20 protein-coding genes are annotated in these 24,105 nt (G+C 48.5%); 9 read left to right on the top strand and 11 right to left on the bottom strand.

Annotated elements, in window-relative coordinates:
• The 5 genes from ung to HKN79_02995 form a co-directional block, all read right to left on the bottom strand.
• On the bottom strand, positions 1-648 hold a 648-nt coding region (gene ung / locus HKN79_03015), incomplete at its 3' end, for a uracil-DNA glycosylase (GenBank protein ID NNC82522.1).
• Positions 645-1,034: a hypothetical protein gene (locus HKN79_03010; protein ID NNC82521.1), complete on the bottom strand. Its 390-nt coding sequence runs from the start codon at positions 1,032-1,034 to the stop codon at positions 645-647. The genes ung and HKN79_03010, both read right to left, overlap by 4 nt.
• A 44-nt stretch (positions 1,035-1,078) precedes the next feature.
• Positions 1,079-2,296: an alanine dehydrogenase gene (locus HKN79_03005; GenBank protein ID NNC82520.1), complete on the bottom strand. Its 1,218-nt coding sequence runs from the start codon at positions 2,294-2,296 to the stop codon at positions 1,079-1,081.
• A 54-nt stretch (positions 2,297-2,350) separates the two neighbouring features.
• Positions 2,351-2,773 (bottom strand): tRNA (adenosine(37)-N6)-threonylcarbamoyltransferase complex ATPase subunit type 1 TsaE, encoded by a 423-nt coding sequence (gene tsaE / locus HKN79_03000; protein NNC82519.1) that lies wholly within the window; start codon positions 2,771-2,773, stop codon positions 2,351-2,353.
• A complete protein-coding gene (locus HKN79_02995; GenBank protein NNC82518.1) occupies positions 2,773-4,320 on the bottom strand; it encodes a bifunctional response regulator/alkaline phosphatase family protein in 1,548 nt (515 codons plus the stop codon). The genes tsaE and HKN79_02995 overlap by 1 nt, the downstream gene beginning before the upstream one ends.
• A 78-nt stretch (positions 4,321-4,398) precedes the next feature.
• On the opposite strand from HKN79_02995, the gene HKN79_02990 reads away from it, so the two are divergent.
• Positions 4,399-5,637, top strand: coding sequence for an HD domain-containing protein (locus HKN79_02990; GenBank protein ID NNC82517.1), 1,239 nt, complete (start codon positions 4,399-4,401; stop codon positions 5,635-5,637).
• Between the two features lie 56 nt (positions 5,638-5,693).
• Here HKN79_02990 and HKN79_02985 read toward each other — a convergent pair whose 3' ends face one another.
• The 3 genes from HKN79_02985 to HKN79_02975 form a co-directional block, all read right to left on the bottom strand.
• Positions 5,694-6,314 (bottom strand): carbonic anhydrase, encoded by a 621-nt coding sequence (locus tag HKN79_02985; protein ID NNC82516.1) that lies wholly within the window; start codon positions 6,312-6,314, stop codon positions 5,694-5,696.
• Entirely contained in the window at positions 6,311-7,948 is a 1,638-nt protein-coding gene (locus HKN79_02980) for a SulP family inorganic anion transporter (GenBank protein NNC82515.1), read from the bottom strand. The genes HKN79_02985 and HKN79_02980 overlap by 4 nt, the downstream gene beginning before the upstream one ends.
• A gap of 81 nt (positions 7,949-8,029) precedes the next feature.
• Positions 8,030-8,338 (bottom strand): hypothetical protein, encoded by a 309-nt coding sequence (locus tag HKN79_02975; GenBank protein NNC82514.1) that lies wholly within the window; start codon positions 8,336-8,338, stop codon positions 8,030-8,032.
• A gap of 108 nt (positions 8,339-8,446) precedes the next feature.
• Between HKN79_02975 and HKN79_02970 the strand changes: the two genes are divergently transcribed.
• Both HKN79_02970 and HKN79_02965 read left to right on the top strand, forming a co-directional pair.
• Positions 8,447-8,758, top strand: a complete 312-nt coding sequence (locus HKN79_02970; protein NNC82513.1) for a hypothetical protein — start codon at positions 8,447-8,449, stop codon at positions 8,756-8,758.
• A 122-nt stretch (positions 8,759-8,880) separates the two neighbouring features.
• Positions 8,881-9,330, top strand: coding sequence for a toxin-antitoxin system YwqK family antitoxin (locus HKN79_02965; GenBank protein ID NNC82512.1), 450 nt, complete (start codon positions 8,881-8,883; stop codon positions 9,328-9,330).
• A gap of 72 nt (positions 9,331-9,402) precedes the next feature.
• Here HKN79_02965 and HKN79_02960 read toward each other — a convergent pair whose 3' ends face one another.
• The 3 genes from HKN79_02960 to HKN79_02950 form a co-directional block, all read right to left on the bottom strand.
• Positions 9,403-12,330 carry a TonB-dependent receptor gene (locus HKN79_02960; protein ID NNC82511.1) on the bottom strand — a complete coding sequence of 976 codons (2,928 nt, stop codon included), beginning with the start codon at positions 12,328-12,330 and terminating at the stop codon, positions 9,403-9,405.
• Between the two features lie 74 nt (positions 12,331-12,404).
• On the bottom strand, positions 12,405-13,667 hold the full coding sequence (locus tag HKN79_02955) for a hypothetical protein (protein ID NNC82510.1): 1,263 nt from the start codon (positions 13,665-13,667) through the stop codon (positions 12,405-12,407).
• Between the two features lie 105 nt (positions 13,668-13,772).
• Positions 13,773-14,930, bottom strand: coding sequence for an FmdC precursor (locus tag HKN79_02950; GenBank protein ID NNC82509.1), 1,158 nt, complete (start codon positions 14,928-14,930; stop codon positions 13,773-13,775).
• 757 nt (positions 14,931-15,687) lie between these two features.
• Here HKN79_02950 and HKN79_02945 point away from each other — a divergent pair.
• The 6 genes from HKN79_02945 to HKN79_02920 all read left to right on the top strand — a co-directional run.
• Entirely contained in the window at positions 15,688-17,355 is a 1,668-nt protein-coding gene (locus HKN79_02945; protein ID NNC82508.1) for a Na/Pi cotransporter family protein, read from the top strand.
• 26 nt (positions 17,356-17,381) lie between these two features.
• Positions 17,382-18,524, top strand: coding sequence for a chromate efflux transporter (chrA, locus tag HKN79_02940; GenBank protein NNC82507.1), 1,143 nt, complete (start codon positions 17,382-17,384; stop codon positions 18,522-18,524).
• Positions 18,525-18,588: 64 nt separating this feature from the next.
• The gene (locus tag HKN79_02935) at positions 18,589-19,284 is read left to right on the top strand and encodes a response regulator transcription factor (protein NNC82506.1); all 696 of its coding nucleotides are present in this window, start codon (positions 18,589-18,591) and stop codon (positions 19,282-19,284) included.
• A gap of 52 nt (positions 19,285-19,336) precedes the next feature.
• Positions 19,337-20,296 carry a sensor histidine kinase gene (locus HKN79_02930; GenBank protein ID NNC82505.1) on the top strand — a complete coding sequence of 320 codons (960 nt, stop codon included), beginning with the start codon at positions 19,337-19,339 and terminating at the stop codon, positions 20,294-20,296.
• A gap of 41 nt (positions 20,297-20,337) precedes the next feature.
• The gene (locus HKN79_02925) at positions 20,338-22,755 is read left to right on the top strand and encodes a phenylalanine--tRNA ligase subunit beta (GenBank protein NNC82504.1); all 2,418 of its coding nucleotides are present in this window, start codon (positions 20,338-20,340) and stop codon (positions 22,753-22,755) included.
• Between the two features lie 87 nt (positions 22,756-22,842).
• A partial coding sequence (locus HKN79_02920; protein NNC82503.1) for a hypothetical protein occupies positions 22,843-24,105 on the top strand: 1,263 nt, incomplete at its 3' end.

The raw sequence follows: 24,105 nt of genomic DNA, 5'->3' as shown, positions 1-24,105 counted from the left end.
CTTCGATTGCTTCTTCAGATAGGAATTGGTCCTGCTGAAAGGGCGACTTCCGAAAAATCCGCGATGCGCTGAAAGGGGAGAGGGATGTGGAGATGCGATGATGTGGTGACGCTCCTTATCTATGAAGAAACCTTTCTTCTGGGCATAGGCTCCCCAGAGCATGAACACCACATGTTCACATTCCTTATCGACCTGTTGGATCACTGCATCTGTGAATTGTTCCCATCCCTTCCCTTGATGGGATCCAGCTTCACCGGCCCTGACGGTCAGCATAGAATTCAACAGAAGTACTCCTTGCTGGGCCCAGTGGCCGAGGTCTCCCGATTCAGGTATGCGTACACCCAGGTCTGCCGACATCTCGGTGAAGATGTTACGCAAGGAAGGGGGATGTTTGATACCCTCATATACAGAGAAGCACAGACCATTGGCCTGACCGGGACCGTGATAAGGATCCTGACCCAGTATCACCACCTTGACCTCCTCCAGATGACACGCATCCAGTGCAGCGAATATCCGGCTGCCTCGGGGATAAATGGTATGGGTGCGGTATTCTTCTGTGATGAAAGTCGTGAGTGCTTTGAAATAGTCCTTATCGAACTCAGCAGTCAGGGCCTTCTTCCAAGAATCTTCTAATTGGATCTGGCTCATGGGCAATCACAGGGGATAGAGGTCTCTATCTCAACGACCGTGGCCACTGAGTCCCGCAATGAGAACAGACCGTAGTGGAGGGATGCATCCTCTGTGAAGAACAGACGGTAGGTCTTGCTCTCTCCTTGAGTATCACTTTGCTTGAAATCCACATCGGCCTCTGAGATAGCCTTTCTGAGATCTTCCATTCCGTTGGGTAGGCACTGAAGATGACAATCTGCCTCTGGAGACACATCCCAGTAAGATTGCACGATACGCTCCTTCACCCGATTCCCTGGCAGCCAAGAGGTCCATAGGTGTTTCTTGTCGGAGAAGAAGTATGCGGAAAGTATCACCCCGATTCCCACACCTATGAGATAACGGAGGAGCCTTTGACGAAAATTCATAATGCGAATCTAGCTAGCAGAGATTGCATGGATGTTCGGTTCATTCAGAATGCTGCCAATAGTAATTCGATGTCCTTATGAGGAAGCTCAAAGGCCTCCCCAAGGAGTTCTGATGTAAGCACACCTTGATAGAGGTAGACACCATTCCGAAATCCCTGATCATATTTCACAAGGTTTTGACATCCACCCATGTCTGACATTTCCAGCACCACTGGGGCAAAGATGTTACTCAAGGCACGAGAGGCTGTGCGAGGAACTCTGGAGGCGATATTGGGCACACAGTAGTGCACTACATCTTCAAATATGAATGTGGGGTTCTCATGGTCGGTCATACGCGAGGTCTCGCAACAACCCCCACGATCGATACTGACATCGATCACCACAGAACCTTTCTTCATATCCCTGATCATGGCCTGTGATACAATGACCGGGGTACGTCCGCTTTTAGAGCGTATCGCTCCGATGACCACATCGGCTGATCGGAGACACTCTGAGAGTACGGTAGGGTCTACCACAGAAGTGAATACCCGTTGACCGACATCATCCTGAAGCCTTCTGAGCTTGGAGATACTGGAGTCGAATACCTTGACGGATGCCCCTAGCCCCAAGGCGGCCCTAGCTGCAAATTCTCCGACCGTTCCCGCACCCAAAATGACCACTTCGCTGGGTTTTACACCAGCTATTCCTCCGAACATGATTCCCACACCGTGATGGAAATTGCTCAAGAGCTCGGCAGCGATGAGGATGGAAGTGTTTCCCGCTATCTCACTCATGGTCCGCACGATGGGGAAGATGCCTTCATCATCTTGGATGAAATCCCAAGCGATGGCAGTCACCTTCTTATTCATGAGTTTGATCAAGGTCTCTTTGAGTTGGAGATTCAGCTGTAGGGCGGTCATCAGGGTCTGCCCGTGATGGATGAGTTCTATCTCTTTCTCCGTAGGTGGGGCGATCTTTAAGATGATATCGGCTTCGAAAACCTCTTTGATGCTTCCTATCACCGCACCGGATTCGCTGTACTCATGATCGGTGAAGTTGGCCTTATCACCGGCTCCGCGTTGAATGACCACACGGTGACCATTATTGACCAGCATTTCTACGGCCTGGGGGGTCAAAGCCACACGGGTCTCTTGATAGGAGGTCTCTTTAGGAATACCGATGTAGAGGCTCTTTTTCTTCTTCCCCACTTCCAACATCTCTTCTTGAGGCATCAACATAGCCTCTTTGGCCAGTGCCTGGATGGCCTTTCCGCTTGATTCCATGGGCGATTGTTCAGTTCAGGTAGATGATTTAAAGATAGGGATTACTTATCCCGATCAAGCGTCTACCTGATGTATTTCTATACTCCGTGAGGTGCCTTGGCCTAGCTTCAATTCTACACCGATATACGGAGGATCGATCAAAGAAGAAGCGATGGCCGGCCATTCGATCAAGCAGATATCACCCGAGTCCAAATATTCCTCAAAGCCGAAGTCCAGTAGTTCTTCCGGGTCTTCGATGCGATAAAGGTCGAAATGGTAGATGGTACCCAGGTCCGTTTCATATGGATTGACCAGGGAGAATGTGGGGCTACTTGGGTGTGAGCCACCTGCTTGCTGCACGAGAACACGGCTCAATGTAGTCTTTCCCGTTCCCATCTCACCCTGTAATAGAATGATCGGATAGCGCTTGCTGAATTGGATCAATTCTTCAGCTACAGGTGTAAGATCTTCGATCGTATCCACACTGAAGTGGTGCATCACTTGGCTTTCAGTTTGATACAGGGAATGAGCATTTCTTCTAGAGAGATGCCTCCATGCTGGAAGGTATCCTTATAGTATCTGACGTAGTGATTGTAGTTGTTGGGATAGGCGAAGAAGTCCGACTCCTTGGCAAAGACGAATCGGGTGCTCACATTCTGTCTGGGTAGGCCGGCCTTGCCAGGGTCCTGCACTTCAAAGACCTCTGAAGCATCATAGCCCAGATTCCGCCCACGCTTGTATCTCAGGTTGCTATTGACATTCCGGTCACCCACGATCTTCACAGGGTTCTTCACATGGACGGTACCATGATCGGTAGTGATGATCAGCTGAGCTCCAGTATCAGCGATCTTCTGTAGAATGTTGTACAGCGCAGAATGCTCGAACCAAGAAAGCGTAAGCGAACGGTATGCCGCTTCATTGTCGGCCAATTCGCGTATGACCTCCATCTCGGTGCGTGCATGGCTGAGCATGTCTACGAAATTGTAGACGATCACGTTGAGGTCATTGTGTGTCAGATTATTGAAATTGTCGACCAGCTTCTTTCCCTTGCTGAGGTTGGTGATCTTGTTGTAGCCGATCTTCTTATCCAGTCCCAAACGCTTGAGCTGTCCGTGTAGGAACTCCTGCTCATGCATATTCTTTCCGCCCTCGTCCTCATCATTGAGCCAGAGATCAGGAAAGAGTTTCTCCATTTCAGAAGGCATCAATCCAGAGAATATGGCGTTGCGACTGTACTGCGTGGCAGTCGGGAGAATGCTGTAGTACATGTCCTCCTCCTCGATACGGAACAATTCGCTCAATTGAGGGCGTATGGTTCGCCACTGGTCGAATCTCAGATTGTCTATCAGGAGCAGATAGACCGGTCCTTCCTTCAGCATGGGTGCGACCTTGTGCTTGAAGAGGGTATGGGACATGATAGGTGCTGATTCAGAATCCCCACTCACCCAGTCCAGGTAATTCTTCTCGATGAATCGCCCGAATTGTTGATTGGCCTCCGCCTTCTGCATCTGGAATATCTCATCCATACTCTCCTCTTCGGAGCCTTCCAGTTCCAGGTCCCAGTGTACGATCTTGCGGTAGAGTTCGGCCCATTCACCGTGGTCCATCCGGCTGCTCAACTGCATGCCTATCTGTCTGAATTCCTGCTGATAGCCTGAGGTGGTCTTCTCAGACACCAATCGCTTATCATCCAAGTTCTTCTTCAGCGTAAGAAGTATCTGATTGGGATTGACAGGCTTGATCAGGTAATCGGAGATCTTGGAGCCTATGGCCTCTTCCATAATGGCCTCTTCCTCGCTTTTGGTGATCATGACCACCGGTATATCAGGGATGAGTTCTTTTATCCTCACCAGGGTCTCCAGACCATTGAGACCGGGCATGTTCTCATCTAAGAACACGATATCGAAGTCCTTGGTCTGCACGTGGTCGATGGCATCGTTGCCACTGGTCACCGTATCCACTCGGTACCCTTTTTCTTCCAAGAACATGATATGGGGTTTGAGAAGTTCTATCTCATCATCTGCCCAGAGTAGGTTGAATGCCATATGCGATTTGCTCGGTATTAGTGCAGTCCTGTTCCTCCCTAGGAAATTGGACTACTTTTGGTCAAAAGTAAATGATAGATGCTCGCTGTGGATGCATTCATCAATAAGCGTAAGGTACTCAACGATCCGGTCTATGGATTTATTTCCATCCCTGACCGATTGATCTTCGATCTGATCGAACATCCCTACTTCCAGAGGCTTCGCAGGATCAGCCAGCTGGGACTTTCTTATCTCGTCTACCCCGGAGCACATCATCATCGTTTCCATCATGCCATGGGTGCCGCTCATCTGATGACATTGGCATTGGATAGTCTGGAAATCAAAGGGCATGCGATCAGTCCAGAAGAGCGATCAGCCGCCACCGCGGCCATTCTATTGCACGACATCGGCCACGGTCCATTCAGTCATGCGCTCGAGATGGATCTGCTGAAAAATGTCCATCACGAAGACCTCTCTCTGCTCTTCATGCAGCGCATCAATGAGGAATTCGGTGGAGAACTGGATCTCTGTATCGAGATCTTCACCAAGAAGTATCCACGTAAATTCCTTTCTCAACTCGTATCCAGTCAATTGGATGTAGACCGACTGGATTACCTCAAGCGGGACAGTTTCTATACCGGAGTATCAGAAGGTGTAGTAGGTAGTCAACGCATCATCAAGATGCTCGATCTGCACGATGATGAATTGGTGGTAGAGCAGAAAGGGATCTATAGTATCGAGAAATTCCTGGTGGCCAGACGGCTGATGTACTGGCAGGTCTATCTGCATAAGACGGTGGTCGCTGCCGAGTTCCTCTTGGTGAGTATCATACGCAGAGCAAAAGACCTCACTGCTAAAGGGCATGTACTTTTTGCCAGTCCGGCACTTCAGTACTTCCTTCAACATGATGTGGGAATAGAGGATTTCCGATCGGGAGAGGCCTTGGAGAAGTTCGCCCAATTAGATGATTATGACGTACTGGGAGCAATCAAAGTGTGGGCAGATACAGAAGAGAGGACCCTCTCTCGGTTGTGTAAGATGTTGATCCATAGAAGATTACCCAAAATCATTATTTCCAAAGAGCCACCGACTGAGGAGAAGATTCAAGAATATGTGAGTTATACGGGCAGGGAATTCCTTTGTAGTAGGGAAGAAGCGGAATACTTCGTGATGTCCGGCAAGTTGGTCAACAGTGCCTACGATCAAGAGGAGGAGAACATCCGGATCAAGTACAAGGATGGAAGCTTGAAAGACGTGGCCGAGGCCAGTGATAACTTCAATCTCTCTGCACTGAGCAAGCCTGTAGAGAAGTACTTCCTCATGGTACCTGGTAGGTAAAGAAAAAGGCCCATCTCTCTAGAAATGGGCCTTGGCTTTTGTCTATGAAAGGAGATTCAGTAGAAAGTGACCTTACCTGTGTTGATGTCATACATTCCTCCTACTAGTTTCAGCTCTCTTTTCTCTTCCATCTCGCGTATGATCGGGCTCTTTGTGCGGATATCGCTCAAGGCTTGATGCACATTGAGTTCGGCCACCTTCTGGACCAATTCGGGGTTGGAAGACCCCTTCTCATCGAATTCCTGTTCCACTTGGTCAACGATAGGAGTGATCTTGCTCAACATACTGGTCAGGTTGCCCATCTCCACATGATCGCATGCGCCTTTGACGGCTCCGCAATGGGTATGACCCAAGACCATCAGCACTTTTGTACCGGCCAGTTTGGTAGCGAACTCCATACTTCCGAGGATATCCTCATTGACGAAATTCCCTGCTATACGCACGCTGAATAGATCACCGATACCCTGATCGAAGATCAATTCGGCCGATACGCGTGAATCGATGCAATGAAGGACTGTCGCAAAGGGATACTGACCCTTACCGGTAATGTCCACTTGTTCCATCAGATCACGGTCCGTCATGTTACGGTTGACGAATCGTTCGTTTCCTTGTTTCAACATCTCCAGCGCTCTGTCTGGAGTCATTTCTGCTTGTAAATCTTGTGTCTGTGTTATCATGATAGGATACTTTTTAGTGCAAATGATCTTCTTGTTTTCTTGCTTTGAGGTACTACTGCCGCTTCAAAGCGTTTAAGCGGTTTCAAGTTAGAGAAGTGGTCCAGTCCTTTCTTGCGTACAATGATATCACGCGATTTCGCATTTTCCTCGAAATCAGAGATGATCTCCAGTACATCGGGATGGATATCCAGGGTCCGTGTGGCATCGATGAGAACTTCACACCCGTCAGGTAGCTGGGTAAAGCTCTTCTGAATCCCCGCCTTGTTCAGAAAGGTCACGTGCTCTGAGAGCTCCAATACCACTACATCACCGGGTGAATATTCATCTCCATTGAAGAAGAATGGTATCTGATAATTCCTCATCAGGATGAAGAATACGGCTACTACCATTCCCAGTGCGATTCCAGAAAGCAGATCGGTGAAGACAATACCTAGGATAGTCACTACGAATGGAATGAACTCGAACCACCCTTTGGCATACATTTCCTTGAAAAGTGATGGCTTTGCCAATTTATATCCAACTACCAGTAGGATGGCCGCTAAAGATGCCAGAGGAATCATATTCAATATATGTGGGATACTCACCACACAAATCAGGATCAAGAACCCATGGAAGAGTGCAGAGAATCTGGATTTACCACCAGATTGGATATTGGCACTCGACCGTACGATCACCTGCGTGACAGGTAGTCCACCGATCAGTCCAGAGACCATGTTACCGATTCCTTGTGCTCTCAGCTCACGGTTGGTAGGGGTCACACGTTTTTGTGGATCCAGTTTGTCTGTAGCTTCGACACAGAGTAGTGTCTCCAGACTCGCGACCACAGCCAGAGTGATAGCCGTGACATAGACCTGTGGATTGTTCCATTGGGAAAAATCGGGAAAGGTCAGTAGACTGGCAAACTCACCTAAGCCTCCAGCAACTGGAATCGATACCAGGTGATCTGGTGTCAATGAGAATGCTTCCATACCTCTGAACACATTGTTCAGGACGATACCTATGATCACCGCAACCAGAGGTCCTTGGATCCACTGGGTGAAGGCAAATCGCTTGATGAATTTCTGCTCCCAGAGGATCATGATGATCAAGGAGAGGCCAGCGATGATAAGTGCTCCTGGAGTGATGTAATCCAGCATATTGAATAATTCAGTGAATGTGGTCTCTCCATCGGCCTGTTTGAAGGCGAAATCCCCTTCAGGATCAGCATCGTATCCGAATGCATGAGGAATCTGTTTCAAGAAGATGATCACTCCGATACCTGCGAGCATGCCTCGGATAACTGAACTTGGGAAATAGTAGCCGATGATACCGGCCCTTGCAATCCCCAAGAGGAATTGTATCACACCTGCGAGTAGAACAGCTAGGAGGAATACTTCGAAACCACCCAAAGCAGGAATGGCAGTAAGTACGATTGCAGCCAGACCAGCTGCTGGTCCGCTCACTCCTAAAGAGGAGCCACTGAAAGAGGTGACAACAATTCCACCTACCATGCCTGCGATGATACCTGAGAACAGGGGAGCACCACTTGCTAAAGCAATGCCCAAACATAGCGGGACTGCAACTAGGAAAACAACTATACCCGCGGGTATATCATATTTGAGATTGGCCAATAGGCCGTTTTTCTTCTTATCCATTTTTGAAGAAGTTATATATAGAAATGATGTAAAATGAATGCTACCGTGAACTATTCACAGTGCCTGATCAAGGGTGCGGGACTATGAGACAATAGAATCAGGCGGAGGGCTGGATTTCTCCATATATGGAGCCGGAGGTATTGCGGTGGAGATCAATGGGAAATCCAATCCGTTGGAAGGGTCGATACCTTTGTAGGTGATAGTATCTTGACGATACTTCTTCTTCAATTCCTCGAAGCTTTCCTTCTCTTTCTCCTCCACTTCGTTCTCCTCGACTATGAGGTTGAGCAATGTACCTATGTCCATCCAGGTAAAGCTGTATGGCGCCACCTGAGAACCTATAAGAAAGAGGCTCATGACCAGGTAGATGATATGTGCTCTTGCGAACATTTTGCAAAGTTATATGTTTAGAACAAATGACGCATCAATCCGTATGATTTAACACCTGGATAACCTTACTTTCATCTATACGTGAACATACGGTCGTAATGTTGCACCATGCGACTAATAGTCATAGCAATAGCACTTCTAGCTACCTTGATCGCCACGGCAGGTGGAGGAGGATCCAATGATGAAACGGTCTCCATCAGCTTGCAAGTAGTCGATGCGACCACAGGACTTCCCATCATCGGTGCGGATGTGCATATGGATGACCAGGTCTATTACACAGACCCAGAAGGATTCGTAGAAATCACTCATGATCGCTTCAAGTCGGAACGAGTAGGAATCTCCTACATCTCGTATCTAGATGCAGAGATAGAACTGGCATCTCAAGCCGGCCTGATGAGAATTGCCTTGGAAAGCAGATAGGCAACCCTCTTTATTTCAAGTATATACAACGTTGTTCACATCAGTCACGTAGGTAGGTTTCCGCTACCTTTTGCGTTAATGTTAGCTAAAAGTTAAATTTGTCTTACGCAAAAATTAACAGCATGAGATCTAGTGTGATTATCAGCAGTCTAGTAGGAATATGCCTCCTATGCTCAGGTGCAGTTCTGGCACAAGGAGATAGAATGGCCGATGATTTTACCGGTTCGCTCGAGACTTATTTCGATAACGGGAACATCGAATCAATACAGTACTATCAAGACGGGCAACCTGAGGGTCCCTTCAAATTGTTTTATGTGGATGGTTCTCTCAGAGAAGAAGGAGCGTATACTGATGGGATGAAGGATGGTAAATGGTCGCGTTGGAGCGAAACGGGCGTTCAACTCGCAGAAGCTCATTACCATGCGGGTCAAAAAGATGGCACCTGGAAGATATGGGATGAAAGTGGTGTATTGAGATATGACATGACCTATGCGTCAGATGAGAAGGTCAGTATCTGGTATATGTACGATTCAGAATCCAATCTCGTAAGCGAACGGAACTACGATGAATGACTTTGTATTTCAATTCATGAGAAAGGGTCGACCTCTGAAGGTCGACCCTTTTTCTTGTATCCTGTTCCCGATTCAGAATTTGTGACTGAATCCCAGACTGAAGGCCATTCCTGGCGCATAACTGGAGAATATCTGCTCTTCAGCCTCATAGCTTGTATAAAAACTCTCGATGCGGTCATCCAGTAGGTTGGCCACCTTGATGTCCAAAGAGGTCCTATTGTCCTCACCCAGTGCCTTGTTGAGACTGAAATTCAGACTGTGGAAGGGTTGAGTATACACATCTGAATACAGTCCGATTCCGACTACTTCGAGCGTTGGTCCTTTTACATTGTAGAATATTCCAGCATCCCATTTCCGGTCATCTGAGCTGTAGGTCATACCGGCATTGATGACATAGGGACTTTGCCCTGCCATTTGTCTTTCGTTCTCTATGGATTCACCCGTTCTTTCAAATCGTTTTCTAGAGTTGAACTCTACCTCTGTCATAGTGATGCTGGATTCTGCCATGGTGAGGTTTGCATTCACTGAAAGACCTTTCATTTTCTCAGAGATGAATTCAAGACTCTTTCTCAATTCGACTTCGACTCCATAGACCGTTCCATCTCCCACATTTCTTGGTTGGAATTCTGCTGTGGTCTGCTGCTCAGGAATACGTACCAATTCTATGGGGTCTTGGAATTGCTTGTAGAAGGCACTTATAGAGTACATCTGTCCACGCTCTTGGAATATTTCCCAACGTAGATCCACATTGTTGACCTTGGTCTCATCCAATCGGCCATCCCATGACACTGTCCCATCCTGATCCTGATATCTGAACAGTCCACCATTGAAGATACGGTTGGTGATCGGGTCGATGATCTGTGCAAAAGAGACTTCCTTGAAGGAGGGTCGGGCCAAGGTACGCGCATAGGCCAATCGCAGATTCTGTTTTTCGGTCACCGAGTAGATGAGATTGGCAGTAGGCAGTAGATTCAACGTATTCAATACTTCAGCATTAACTAGGTTATTACCTGTGGGGTCGCCATTTGCAAATGCGATATCTCTTCCTGTGTGATTCTGGATATACATTTCTGCTCTCAACCCGAACACCGTATTCAATCGCTTGCTAAGCTTCATTTCATTGGAGATGTACAAGCCGGTATTCATGATATCCGACTCATACTCATTCGGATTTGGCTGAACATTTCCTGACTGATAGTAGATCCCATTTGGGTCATTGGGATAGATATAGGTTGGTAGCAGCACAGCATTCGCATCTGGAGAGCCCCAATCGTTGACTTGGTCCTGGAAGGCCATGTTGAATTGGAGGATCTCATAATTCCGGATCTTGTAGACATTGGATACCCCGAATCTCAACTTGGCATCTTGCTCGTTGAATTCATAATTCCTCGTAAGATCGATCTTGGAAGCTGCATTGAATTCGTTCAGTGAACGCCAGATCCTGGTGGGAACTCCGGCTTGTCCAGAATTGAAATCGTAGGAGACCTCACCGAGACTGTTGGTCGTGATGCTGAAAGCAGTTTTTCGGATATCTGGATCATCTGAAGTGGAAAGTGTAGGAGAGACTCTCCAGTCCAATTCCCATTTCTCATTGTTCAGAACATGTTGACCGCCAATAAAGACATTGGTCAATGAGCGCTCATTGTATTCCAAGTTGTCTGAAATTGCCTCATAACCGGATTGGCCCACAGCGGCAGGGTCATTCAGGATGTCAAATCGACCAGCACGACTTGTTCCACTCTGCAATCGCATGATGGTCAAGCGGATCTTGCTGCGGTCGCTTTTCATGGCAGCACCGACTATTCCACCTAGAAGCACACTTTTCTCACCTATCTCTCCGGTCTGTAGATTGGCCTGGACCAATTCAAGAGAGTCCGGATTACTTCTGCGTTGATACTCTCCATAGGTAACATCATCGTAAAAGGTGTAATCAGTCTTGTAACTCAATGAGGCAATGAGACCGAGTTTTCTTGACTTATCACTTCCTTCTTTGGTCTTGTCAAACTGGTTTCCAAAACTCACTCCGAAGCTATAGTCCATGAAACTGGATTCGCGATCAGCTCCCAGGGTCGGCTCGAATGAAGAAACAAAGCGTGTTATGCTGGCATCTGCCGCCCCTCCGAAGGGTACAGGAATGGTAGGATTGTCGGCCCCGGTCGGGAGTTCTCTCAATCCATCGTCAAATCCCAGGAAATCGGTCGAGCTTGATTCATAGGTCAGATAGTCTTCGTTGAAATGCATTTGAGGATTATAACCGATACCAGCCGTGGCATTCAAGGTCTTTCTATCTGGAAAATCCTTGGTCTCGATGTTCATCAGGCCTCCGGCAAAATCTCCCGGCATCTCAGCGGTGAAATTCTTGTTGACCGTGATATTGTTGATCAGATTGGAAGGGAAGATATCCAGCTGTAGACTGTTCCTATCAGGGTCGAGTCCCGGTATCTCCATGCCGTTGAGCGTGGTCTTAGAGTAGCGGTCACCCAATCCTCTCACGTAGACGTATTTTCCACCTTCTATCGATATACCGGTGACCCTTTTGGCTGCTTCCGCTGCATTACCATCTCCAATGAGTGCCATCTTCTCGGATGAGATTCCATCCATCATGGCGACTGATTTCTGCTTCATGACCATGATAGCAGTCTCATTGTTCTTCACCAATTCGGCCTTCACAATGACTTCGCTCAGATTCATAGAAGCTGTAGAAAGCTGGATATTGTTCAGCACAGTGACCTCATCTTCGCTTACCACCACATCGGAGATCGTATTCGTCTGATAAGAGACATAGGTGACTTGTAGGTCATAGGTCCCAGGATCCACTGTAATAGAGAATTTTCCATCCAGATCTGTGAAGGTTCCCGTAGTGGTGCCTTTGATGGATACATTGACTCCGATCAAGGATTCTGAAGAATGAGCATCCGTCACCATACCGCGAATGGTCCCTTTTTGGGATAATCCGATCAAAGCGATACCTGAGAAGATGATACTGATTAATGTTCTCATGAGTAAATGGAAAAGGACAGACTCACCACAGCGAGCCTGTCCAGTTGGTACTGTTCGATGTTGTTCTTGGACGATCAGAAATCGAGCTTGCCATCCTGAGCGGCCCAGGTCCATCCCATTCCGGATACATCGGCCTGAGAGCTTCCTCCCGCTGTGATACCTATCGGTGCAGTGTCACTATCACCTATGTAATCTCCTAGATTACTAGTGTCCACATCCAAGGTGACATTGGTGAAGTTGACCGTACCTTCGGTGTGCATGGTTCGATTGACCACCTGGCCTTCAGCGATACCTGTGATGTGCACATTTACAAAATCCACTACCGAATTGTCATCGGTATTGATGAGGTCTTCGCTTTTTCGGTCCACTTCCGCACTTTCATCAGAGGCGATCACCGTTCCGTTCATAAAGGTGTGTCCTGCGACCATCGACCCTTCCGGTCCGTCCAATTCGAAGCAATGTCCAGCTGGAGTGACTACTACGAAATTGTCAAGCGTCCCGGCCCAAGATTGGTCGGTATCAAGACCGTCATCACCTACGTTCCATACCACTACATTAGAAACGTCTACCGTTCCACCGAACCACTCGATGCCATCGTCCTGATTGGAGACGATCTCTATGTTGGAGATCTCAGTCGAAGAACCCACACCACCTAGAGTCAGTCCATTGATCTCGTTTCCAGCGCCTATGTTGGAACCTCCATGACGGATAGAGATATACTTGAGCACACTGGCCCCGGCATTGTCCATATCATCCGAGCCGCCATAGAGTCCATTGGCATCAGTTGTGGGGATTCCTTCGATCGATACCGTCTCAGCTGAAGCAGAGATGGGAGCATTTCCAAGAACGATCACTCCACCCCAGAGTCCATTGATAGTGGGGTCTAGATTCGGTGAAGAATAATTTCCGCTGGCCACATCAGCTTGGGAGATCTCATCGGCCACCGAAGTGAAGATGATCGGTAGGTCTGCCGTCCCTTCTGCTATCAGCTTTGCATTTCTAGCTACAAGCAGAGCAGAGGCATTGGGGCCTGAACCCGCTTGCCCTTTGATGATGGTTCCTTCTTGTATCGTGAGTGTGGCACCTGCTTCCACAGCGATTCGTCCATCCAACTCATAGATATTGTCATTGGTCCACTCCGTATCTATAGTGATAGCGCTTGAGATCACTACGTTATCAGAACTCGGTGGCGCATAATAGCAGCAACAATCTTCTTCTGCATTTGGGTCGTAATTCGCTGCAGACGGATCGGTACAACCGTAGTCTTTTTTGGAGCATCCAGCTAGGATCAGGGAAATTCCTGCCAATAGGTAAAATGATTTGAACATGGTCTTCATTGCTTTTGTTTTCGATGGCAAAAGAAGACCTGCAAGATGTCCTTGCGATGAAGTAACGATTATCAGTCGTTCATCCTATTATTAAGGAAATGTGAAGCAGAGAGGTCAGAAGTTGAATTCGGTCTGCAGTCTGAACATGGTCTGGTCGGGAGCATCGGTGACCTGAAGCAAATTGGCATCGGCTTGGACCTTGAGATTATGACCCACGATGTATCTAGAGAGAGCGATACCGTATTGGGTCTGATCGGCAATCCCTGTTGCCTCCTCCGGATCGACCCGAGTATATCTTCCGGCCAATTCCCAGTTAGAAGGAAGTAGATATCCCAAAGTCGTATTGATCGCGCTCCCTGTGTAATAGGTATCCGAAATGGTGATGATACCCCCATCGTCCTCTATCTGTGTGACGACCATAGGTGAGCCCATGGCAGTCGTCTTATTCGCGTATTCTACCATCCAAGAAACTCCTCTCCACTTCAAATGGAGATCGGCAAAGATCGTTTCGAGATCCCTGAGAGGAAGCGCACTGATCAAGTACGAACCCATCTGCCCTCTATCCCTCAAAGCATCTTGATTGTAATCATAGGTGACAGCCAACATGAGTTTAGGGTCTGCATGCCTTTTCAAATCACTGGACACATATGCATCTTTGAAGTTGCCGAAAGGAAATAGTTCTAATCGCGCGGTATATCCGTATCCGGACGATCTCACAGTCTGATTCAATCCTTCTCCTTGGGAGAATGCGAATTTCTCTTTGATGTAGAATTTCTCTCCGATCAGCTGCTTACCATGCAATTGTACTCCTGCGTCTCGGTCGAGTGTGAACCTGCTGTTGAGCAAAGAGCGATCAACGAATTGAAGCTTTTGAGAAGAGATGACACGCTCCATGTTTCCCGGTAGCTTGGTCTGACCAAACCATAGTTCCCAATTCCTGTTCTTGTCAAATACCCATTTGATCACGGCATCCAATACGAATCCGTTATGTACGTCATACTCGAACTTATATTTCAGCCTTCTGGACTTGGTGGCCCAACCATCACCTTTGATCCTAGCCCGTCTTACTCTGAAACGGTCTTCATATACAGAGGTATTCCCATCTTGTTCTTCGAATTGTATTCCCTCATACTGGGTCTGGAATCGGAAGGCGATCTTGGTGTACCAAGTCGAATCTTCGGCCACTTTATTGAATAACCCTTTTCCAAATGGGGTATGGGTAGTGTCTTGGTCTTTGCCATTCTGTGCAGATGTACAGAACACAAGAAACATACTGAAAAAGGCTAAGAACGCTGAACGGCCCATAATGAGTGCAATAAAAAAATTCAGCGACAAAAATTCGGATTTAATACAAGGGTAAGATCGATTTAGCGTAGGCTTAACAATTGAATAACATATTGAGATGATTCATTTGCTCTTCAACCCCTTGTATTCAAGCTTTTTGAGTTGATTTACATCCCGCTTCGCTATTGAACCCGACCTAAATGTTAACTGATCGTTAACCTTCGGCCCATGATCGGTAGTGGAGGTGTCCTTCTTTAGTTTTGCGCCAGTAAAATCGAACCAGATGTTCACAAAACAGTTTCTGCTAGCATCCGTATTATCTCTTTCTGTCCTTTTCATATCAGGGCAGGATAGTACGCAGGTCACCCCCGTGGCGATCAGTCAAATAGAAGTGACCAAGGATTTCTTCAAGTCGGTCATAGGGAAGGGCAAAGAGGAAGCGGTAGAGGTCTCCTGGTTGCTGGATTATGATCATATAGAATTCCTTAGGGGCAAGCAGGTACTCATCAAGTACAACACGGATATTGGCGCTAAGCGTGCAGAGAAGGGTCTGGATTCAGAGTGGAAATATGCAGGTCCCGTTCCCGCTACAGATGTAAAATATATGGTCGATGACCTGATCGGAAATGAGAAGTACGTCTTCTACGTGGGATTACCAGCAAAAGGTGAGGTCCCTTCAGTCGAAACAGAGAATGTTGTGTGGTCAGACAAGGTCAAGGTGAAGACCGAACGGGGCTGGGGTGTTATGAAGCTCCTGATCCTACTTGGAGCCTTGGGGCTATTCATTTTCGGAATGAAGATCATGAGTGATGGATTGCAACGAGCCTCAGGTAGGAAGCTCCGCCAGATGCTAAGTTCCATCACTGCCAATCGGGTCAAAGGTGTTATCACCGGCTTCTTCTCCACGGCCATCGTCCAGTCATCATCCGTCACTACGGTGATGACGGTAAGTCTGGTCAATGCGGGATTGCTCAATCTCAGGCAGTCCGCTGGAGTGATGATGGGAGCCAATATCGGTACCACGATCACAGCGTGGTTGGTCCTTTTGCTCGGATTCAAAGTGAGCATCTCCAGTTATGCGCTCATGCTGATCGCTTTGGGAGCGCCCTTACTTTTCATGTCATTTCCCAAGGCAAAGGAGATCTCCAATGCGATCATCGGGTTTGCAATTCTCTTCATCGGCCTGCAATTCTTGAAGGATGCGGTTCCAAATCTGGACAAGGATTCACCCATCGTTCAATTCTTCGTCAATTACAAGGACACCCCGGTACTGAGTAATCTGATGTTCGTGCTGCTTGGTGCCTTAGTCACCATTGTTATCCAATCCTCATCTGCCGCCATGGCCCTGACCTTGACCATGGTGTCCAAGGGGATCATACCATTCGATGTAGCCTGTGCCATGGTACTGGGTGAGAATATCGGAACCACGATCACCGCTGAGCTCGCCTCATCAGTAGGAAATGTACATGCGAAGCGATCTGCCAGAATCCACTCCATGTTCAATATCGTAGGGGTGACCTGGATGCTGATCATCTTTCCTTTCTTCATCGAATTGGTCGGTTTTTTCATCGCAGGATCGGAGTTCGATGCTTCGAACCCAGAGATGGCCAATTCAGGGATCGCACTGTTCCATACCATGTTCAATCTGGCCAATGTATTGGTGATGATATGGTTCGTACCGCAATTGGTGACTTTGGCAGAGCGTACAGTGAAGTCACGTGGAGATATCGATGAGGAATTCAAATTGCAACACATCGGAAGCAATGTAGTCGCAGGCCCTGGTGTTGGTCTGTTGGAGGCCAAGAAGGAAGTGGCCCATATGGGACAGGTCACTGCCCGTATGTCCACATTTGTCAGGAAATTGATCAACGATCCGGATAAGAAGACACGTAATAAACTCTATAAGAAGATCCATAAATATGAAGAGATCACCGATCGATTCGAAGTGGAAGTGGCCCAGTTCTTAGAGAAGATCGCCAAGTCTGAGATGAGTGAGGCAAACTCTGTAGAGGTAAGGAGTATGCTGAGTATCACCAATGACCTCGAGCGCGTAGGAGACATATTCTACCAAATGTCGAAGAATTTGGAGCGCAAAGAGATCGAGAAGGTCTACTTCGACCCCAAGCAACGCGAGAATCTCAACTCCATGCTCGATCTGGTCGACAAGGCCTTTGCCATCATGAACGAGAATCTGGAGGCCGAATATGGTGCGATCAGTATCGACAAGGCCAAAGATGTCGAAAGGGATATCAATACCTACAGGAACGAATTGCGTAGAAAGCATCACACCAAGCTGACCGAAGGTGATGACAATATCCAAGGCAGCATGGTCTATCAGGATCTGTTCTTCCAATGTGAAAAGGTGGGAGATCACATCATCAATGTAAGCGAGGCCGTTGACGGCCAGATCTGAGCCCTCTCTTTAGAATATATCGAGTTATGGAACAGCCACAGAAAGAGAAGAATCGACTATTGGAAGTGGCCTCCGTCTTCTTCAAGCTTGGAATCATCGGATTCGGTGGGCCTGCAGCCCATATAGCCATGATGGAAGAAGAAGTGGTGACCAAGCGCAAGTGGATGGACCGTCAGCACTTCTTGGACCTGATGGGGGCGACCAATCTCATCCCAGGTCCCAATAGTACGGAGATGACCATGCATTGCGGCAAGGAGCGAGCAGGATGGTTGGGGTTGTTCGTAGCTGGGGGCTCCTTCATTTTTCCGGCAGTCGTTCTCACTTTGCTCCTGGCCTATTTCTATGTGGAATATGGCGAGACTCCAGCTATCGCACCTCTGATAATCGGGATCAAACCGGCTGTCCTGGCTATCATAGCAGGGGCCATTATCAAACTCGGTAAGAAAGCCCTGAAGAGCACCTTGATCGGTGTTATCGGGGCTGTAGTGTTGATTGCTGCCTTTGCTGGATTGACGGAGGTATTGGCCATTCTCATGGGAGGGGTCCTGGCATTGCTTATACTGGGAATACGGGGAGGAGATTCACTTCGGTGGACGGTCTTGTTGGGCATACCTCAGATAGCGGACCAATTGAATCAGACCGTATCAACGAGCAAACTCTTCTTGGTCTTTCTCAAGGTCGGTAGTATTCTCTTCGGGTCGGGATACGTACTGGTGGCTTACTTGCAGGGGGAACTGGTCGACAAACTCGGCTGGCTTACGCAGAGTGAGCTATTGGATGCGATCGCTATCGGTCAATTCACACCAGGTCCCGTGCTGTCCACTGCGACTTTTGTGGGGTATCAAGTAGATGGCTTCGCTGGAGCGGCTGCGGCCACTATCGGCATATTCCTACCGTCCTTCCTATTCGTTCTCCTCCTCAATCCACTCGTGCCCAAGCTGAGATCCTCCAAGGCCGCAGGTGCCTTTCTGGATGGAGTCAACATCGGAGCCGTGGCGATCATGATCGCGGTTACTTTGGAGTTGGCATATTCTGCTTTGGTCGATTGGCGCGCATGGGTGATCATGGCTGTGGCTTTATTTTTCACCTTCGGCCCGAAAAAATTGAGTTCGGTCTATATCGTGCTATTGGGGATGCTACTGGGATATGCGCTCTATCTCATTCCTTGACTTAATATGGCGTTCTTCTTCCCTTAACTATTCCATAAGCTTGGGGAACTAATTTTGGCTTGAGATGAATAAACCAGCACGTACCAAAATCCTTCTTGTGGATGATGAAGAGGATATCCTTGATCTCGTAGGATATAATCTGGTCAATGAAGGCTATGAGGTCCACACAGCAGCCAATGGGAAAGAAGCCATCCAGATTGCTGATGAGATAATCCCCGATCTTATTCTGTTAGACGTCATGATGCCTGAGATGGATGGCATGGAGACCTGTACTATCATCAGAGAGAATGAGAAACTCAAGACTTGCCTGGTCGCTTTCCTATCGGCCAGAGGGGAGGATTACTCGCAAATAGCAGGTTATGATGTAGGTGCTGATGATTATATCACAAAACCCATCAAACCACGAGTGTTGATGAGTAAGGTGAAAGGGCTTCTCCGGAGAAAAGAACTCATGGATACTCAACATGCTCCAAATGAAGGGGTCATCATCGACAAGGAACGCTACGTAGTGATCAAGGATGGCGAGGAGCTGAATCTGCCTAAGAAGGAGTTCGAATTACTGTCTTTGCTCGCTTCCAGACCCGAGCATGTGTTCACACGTGATCACATACTTTCAGCCGTTTGGGGAGAAGATGTAGTGGTCGGTGGACGTACGATTGATGTCCATATCCGTAAATTGCGGGAGAAGATAGGGGACAAGCGTATTCAGACCATCAAAGGGGTAGGGTACAAGTTCCGCAACCAGAATAATGAATCCTAGACTCGGGGTATTTCTCGCTTCATTTCTTGTAAGCATCGGTTCGACCTGCCTCTTGTGGTTTTTCATTTCAGGAGTCGATCTCACATCACTGCTCTTACTCTTTCTCGGAGTATGGGTCATCTGCTCATTGGTGTTCTATTTTTTTACGGATAGATTCCTGGTCAAGAGCCTTCTCCCCATCTACCGCACGATCTTCAGCATGACCTCCAAAGAGAAGAGACAGCAGAGACTCGATATCATGGAGAATCCGCTGGAAGAAGCCGAGAAGAACGTTTCTGACTGGGCAGTACAACGCATAGCAGAGATTCGCGAGTTGCAGGCCAAGGATGATTACCGTAAAGAATTCATCGGCAATCTGGCCCATGAACTCAAGACCCCATTGTTCAACATACAAGGCTATGTAAGCTCATTACTTGAAGGGGCAATGTATGATGAACGAGTAAAAGAGAAATTCTTAATCAAAGCGAATAAGAATATCGAGCGCATGGTGCGAATCGTAGAAGATCTGGATGTGATCACACACTTGGAGCATGAACGTCTTCACATGGAAATACAGGCCATGGATATCGTCAAGTGCACCCAGGAGGTGGTAGAGAACCTGGACAGAAAGGCTGAAAAAAAGAAGGTGAGATTGATGATCCGAGCAGAAGAGGCTATCATGGTCATGGGAGATGAATTCAGGATCTCACAGGTCTTTACCAACTTGATCAACAATGCGATCACCTACGGTAGGCCAGGGGGAAAGGTCGAGGTCGATTTCATCGATTTCAAGGACCGTATCCTCATCGAAGTGACCGATGATGGACCGGGTATCGAGCCGGAAATGCTTCCACGGATCTTCGAGCGTTTCTATCGCGTGGACAAGAGCCGCAGCCGCGATGTCGGTGGTTCTGGTCTTGGGCTGGCTATCGTCAAGCACATCATCGAGGGTCACGGTCAATCCATCAATGCCAAAAGTGAGGTAGGCAAGGGTTCTACCTTCAATTTCACCTTGCAGAAGGCCAAGAATTAGGCTCCTTAATCCCCTACATTTGCCCTTCCAAATCCCATTCGATGAAGATCTCTTTCCATTGGCTCAAAGACTACGTTTCAACCGATCTGCCGGTAGATGAAGTAGCCCGTATCCTTACCGACACAGGACTGGAGGTAGAAGGCGTAGAAGACTATGAGAGCGTGACCGGAGGACTCAAAGGATTCCTGCTAGGCGAGGTCAAAGAAGTGAGCGACCATCCCGATGCCGATCGTCTGAGATGCACCAAAGTGGATGTCGGAAATGATGAACTCCTTGACATAGTATGTGGAGCACCCAATGTAGCAGTAGGGCAGAAAGTAGCAGTCGCCATAGTAGGCTGTGAGATACATATGCCGGATGGGAATTCCTTCACCATCAAGAAATCCAAGATCCGCGGCCAGGTATCTCAGGGAATGCTCTGCGCTGAAGACGAACTCGGCCTGGGCGAGGGTCATGACGGGATCATGGTGATCGACAGCGGTAAGACTCCCGGGACGCCATTGATAGAGGTACTCGATGTCTACACGGATAAGATCATCGAGATCGGTCTTACCCCCAACCGTTCGGATGCTATCTCGCACATCGGTGTGGCCCGTGATCTGGCAGCCGTTCTAAGCCTTTCTGAGCCCACCCGGGTCACCTGGCCAGAAGCAGATATCCAAAAAGGTCAAGGACAGACCATCCAGGTAGAAGTGCTCGATACGGAATCCTGTCCCCGATACACCGGATTGGAATTGGAGGACATCCACATCGCACCCTCTCCGGATTGGTTGCAGAACCGACTCAAGGCCATCGGTCTCAGTCCGATCAACAATGTGGTCGATATCACCAACTTCGTCATGCACGAGACGGGCCAGCCGCTCCATGCCTTTGATCGCGAAAAGATCGCAGGTCAGCAGATCAAAGTGCGCAAGGCCTCTCCCGGAGAGAAATTCACCACCCTGGATGAGGTGGAAAGGGAATTGCACGAAGAGGATCTGATGATCGCGGATGCTTCATCATCCATGTGCATCGGGGGAGTATTCGGAGGAATCGATAGTGGGGTCAGTGATACGACCACGGCCATCTTCTTGGAGAGTGCCGTTTTTGATCCGGTGAGCGTGCGTAAAAGCAACAAACGCCACGGTCTGAATACCGATTCCGGATTCCGTTTCGAGCGTGGTGTCGATCCCAATAGACCCTTATATGCCCTTCAGCGGGCGGCTTATCTTATCTGTCAGATAACAGGAGCACGCGTGTCCTCTGAGATCACCGATATCTACCCCAAGAAGGTCGAACCCTTGGAAATGGAATTCGATCTGGAGGCATGCTTCCGTCTCATCGGTCAAGAGATACCCCTAGAAGAGGTACGCACGATTCTCACCGCATTGGATATAGAGGTGCTCGCCAGCAATGGCAATTCATGGAACCTACGCATCCCTACCTACCGTGTGGATGTGACCCGACAGGCCGATGTGGTAGAAGAGATTTTGAGGATCTACGGATTCAACCGCATAGAAATGCCCGAGCAGTTGCGTAACAGCATCGTGCATAGCAGCGGTCCGGATAAACACGGGGCCAGACAGCGCACCACACTGCTCATGAATGGTATGGGCTATACCGAGATCATGTGTAACAGCCTGACCTCTGAGAAGCACGCTCGACTGTTGGATGGTGGGGAAGAGACCGCCATTTCCATGCTCAATCCATTGAGTCAGGATTTAGGAATACTCCGCCAAAGTCTCATGTGGGGGGCCTTGGAGACCATCGCCTACAATCAGAACCGGCAGATGCCGGATCTGAAAGGCTTCGAGTTCGGAAGCACTTATCTGAAAAAAGGGGAGGGATATCAGGAAAATGAACGATTGTCCATATTCCATACGGGAGTGCGCGATCAAGAGAATTGGGACGCTGAGAAGCGAGAAGCTGGATTCTATGATCTATCTGCAGTGGTTGAGGCCATCCTCACTCACTTCGACCTTGAAGATGTGCGTTCGACCGATTCCGACTCAGAGCTCTATTCTCAAGGTCTGGCATGGAAGAAAGGTGATCGTGTGGTCGCTACGGCCGGGATCGTCTCACCTAAGGTCACAAAGCATTTCGATGTCAAGCAGGAGACCTACTTTGCCGATATCGACTGGACCTACATCACCTCCCATGCCCATGGGAAGAAGATGAAGGTCAAAGAAATACCCAGATTTCCAGCGGTACGAAGGGATTTCTCCCTGCTTCTGGACCAAGGAGTGAAGTTCCAGCGCATAGAGGAACTGGCCCGCAAGAGCGCAGGTCCTTTGCTCAAAGAAGTGGGACTCTTCGATGTCTATGAAGGGAAGAATCTACCTGAGGGTAAGAAATCCTATGCGGTCTCCTTCCACATCCAGGATGAGAACAAGACCTTGACGGATAAGGTGGTGGACAAGCTCATGCAGAAGATCCAATCCGGATTGGAGAAGGAATTGGGGGCAAGCCTGAGAGGCTGAACTCATTTCGATCAAGGACAGGCCTCACTCCTCTCTTGAATCAGGAATCTTGAATCATACTTCTCTCGAGCCTTTTACCTTTATCCCATGCCCACAGACTTTCGACCGGATACAGCCCAAGAATGGAAAGAGCGCATTCTCAAAGAGCTAAAGGGAGCTCCATTTGAGAAGGTAGTCTCACAGACAGCCGATGGTATCGAGATCCAACCCTTCTATGTGAAGGACGATCAGGAAACCATCTTGGACACGGGTCCCACCAGACCTTGGCGCATCCATCAGGACTTTTCCGGTAGCGCAGATAGAAATGCCTTGATCCTGGACGCCTTGGGTGCAGGAGTCGATTCCATCTCATTGAGCTGTGACAATCTGGAGGAGGATTTAAAAGACGTTCAGGTAGAGATCATTCGGATAGAGGTTGGAGGGACCGATTTCCATGTGTACTGGCCACAGTTCCTTGCCTCACGCGGTATCGATGAGAGTAAGCTTCATGGAGGCTATCGCTTCGATCCCTACGGGGTGATGTTGATGAACGGCCAATTCGATTCGGCCTCTTTCATTCCGGAAATGGTCAAGCTATTTGCAGAAAGCACGGCAAGTCAGAAGAACTGGAAGACCTTGTCTATCGAAGGGAATCGATACGCTGATGCAGGAGCGACTCCGGTACAGGAATTGGCCTTCTCGCTGGCCCAGGTCAAAGCCTATCTGGATATCAATCCGACCTTGGCACATGACCTTAGTGTCAGTCTGTCGGCAGACACCGTCTATTTCGAGACGTCCTGTAAACTTCGTGCATTCCGAATCCTCTGGGCCAACTTGCTCAGGGCCTTCGGTGTCTCGGCACCTCTGCACATCAAGGCCCGTAGCGGCACGCGCGACCTGGCGCCTATCGACCAGCATGGCAATCTGCTCCGGTCCACCTCTCAGGCCATGGCGGCCATCCTCGGGGGTGCCGATCGGGTGGAGCTGAGACCCTTTGATGGAAAAGGAGATGCATTCTCATTGCGCCTGGCCCGGAACATCCAGAAACTCTTGATCCACGAGTCCTATTTCGACAAGAACCTCAATCCGATGAAAGGCGCCTATCTCTTTGAAGAACTGACAGCTAAGATGGCCAAGATGGCATGGAACCTCTTCAAGGATATCGAATCCAAAGGGGGATGGCTACACTTCGTAAAAGAAGGATACATACAGAAGATGGTCCATCGCTCAGCGGAAGACTACGTGGAGGAGATAAATAGCAAGGAACGCATTTGGCTGGGGGTCAATACACATCCGGACCCGGATCAGCCGGAATGGAAGGGGATGGAGGTAGCATTCGATGGGCGTACCCTGCCTATCCTCAAAAACAAG

It is taken from the genome of Flavobacteriales bacterium, from assembly GCA_013001705.1.
Taxonomy (GTDB): domain Bacteria; phylum Bacteroidota; class Bacteroidia; order Flavobacteriales_D; family JABDKJ01; genus JABDLZ01.
Note: the sequence above shows the minus strand (reverse complement) of the source record. Positions and strands in the feature narration are given on the sequence as shown.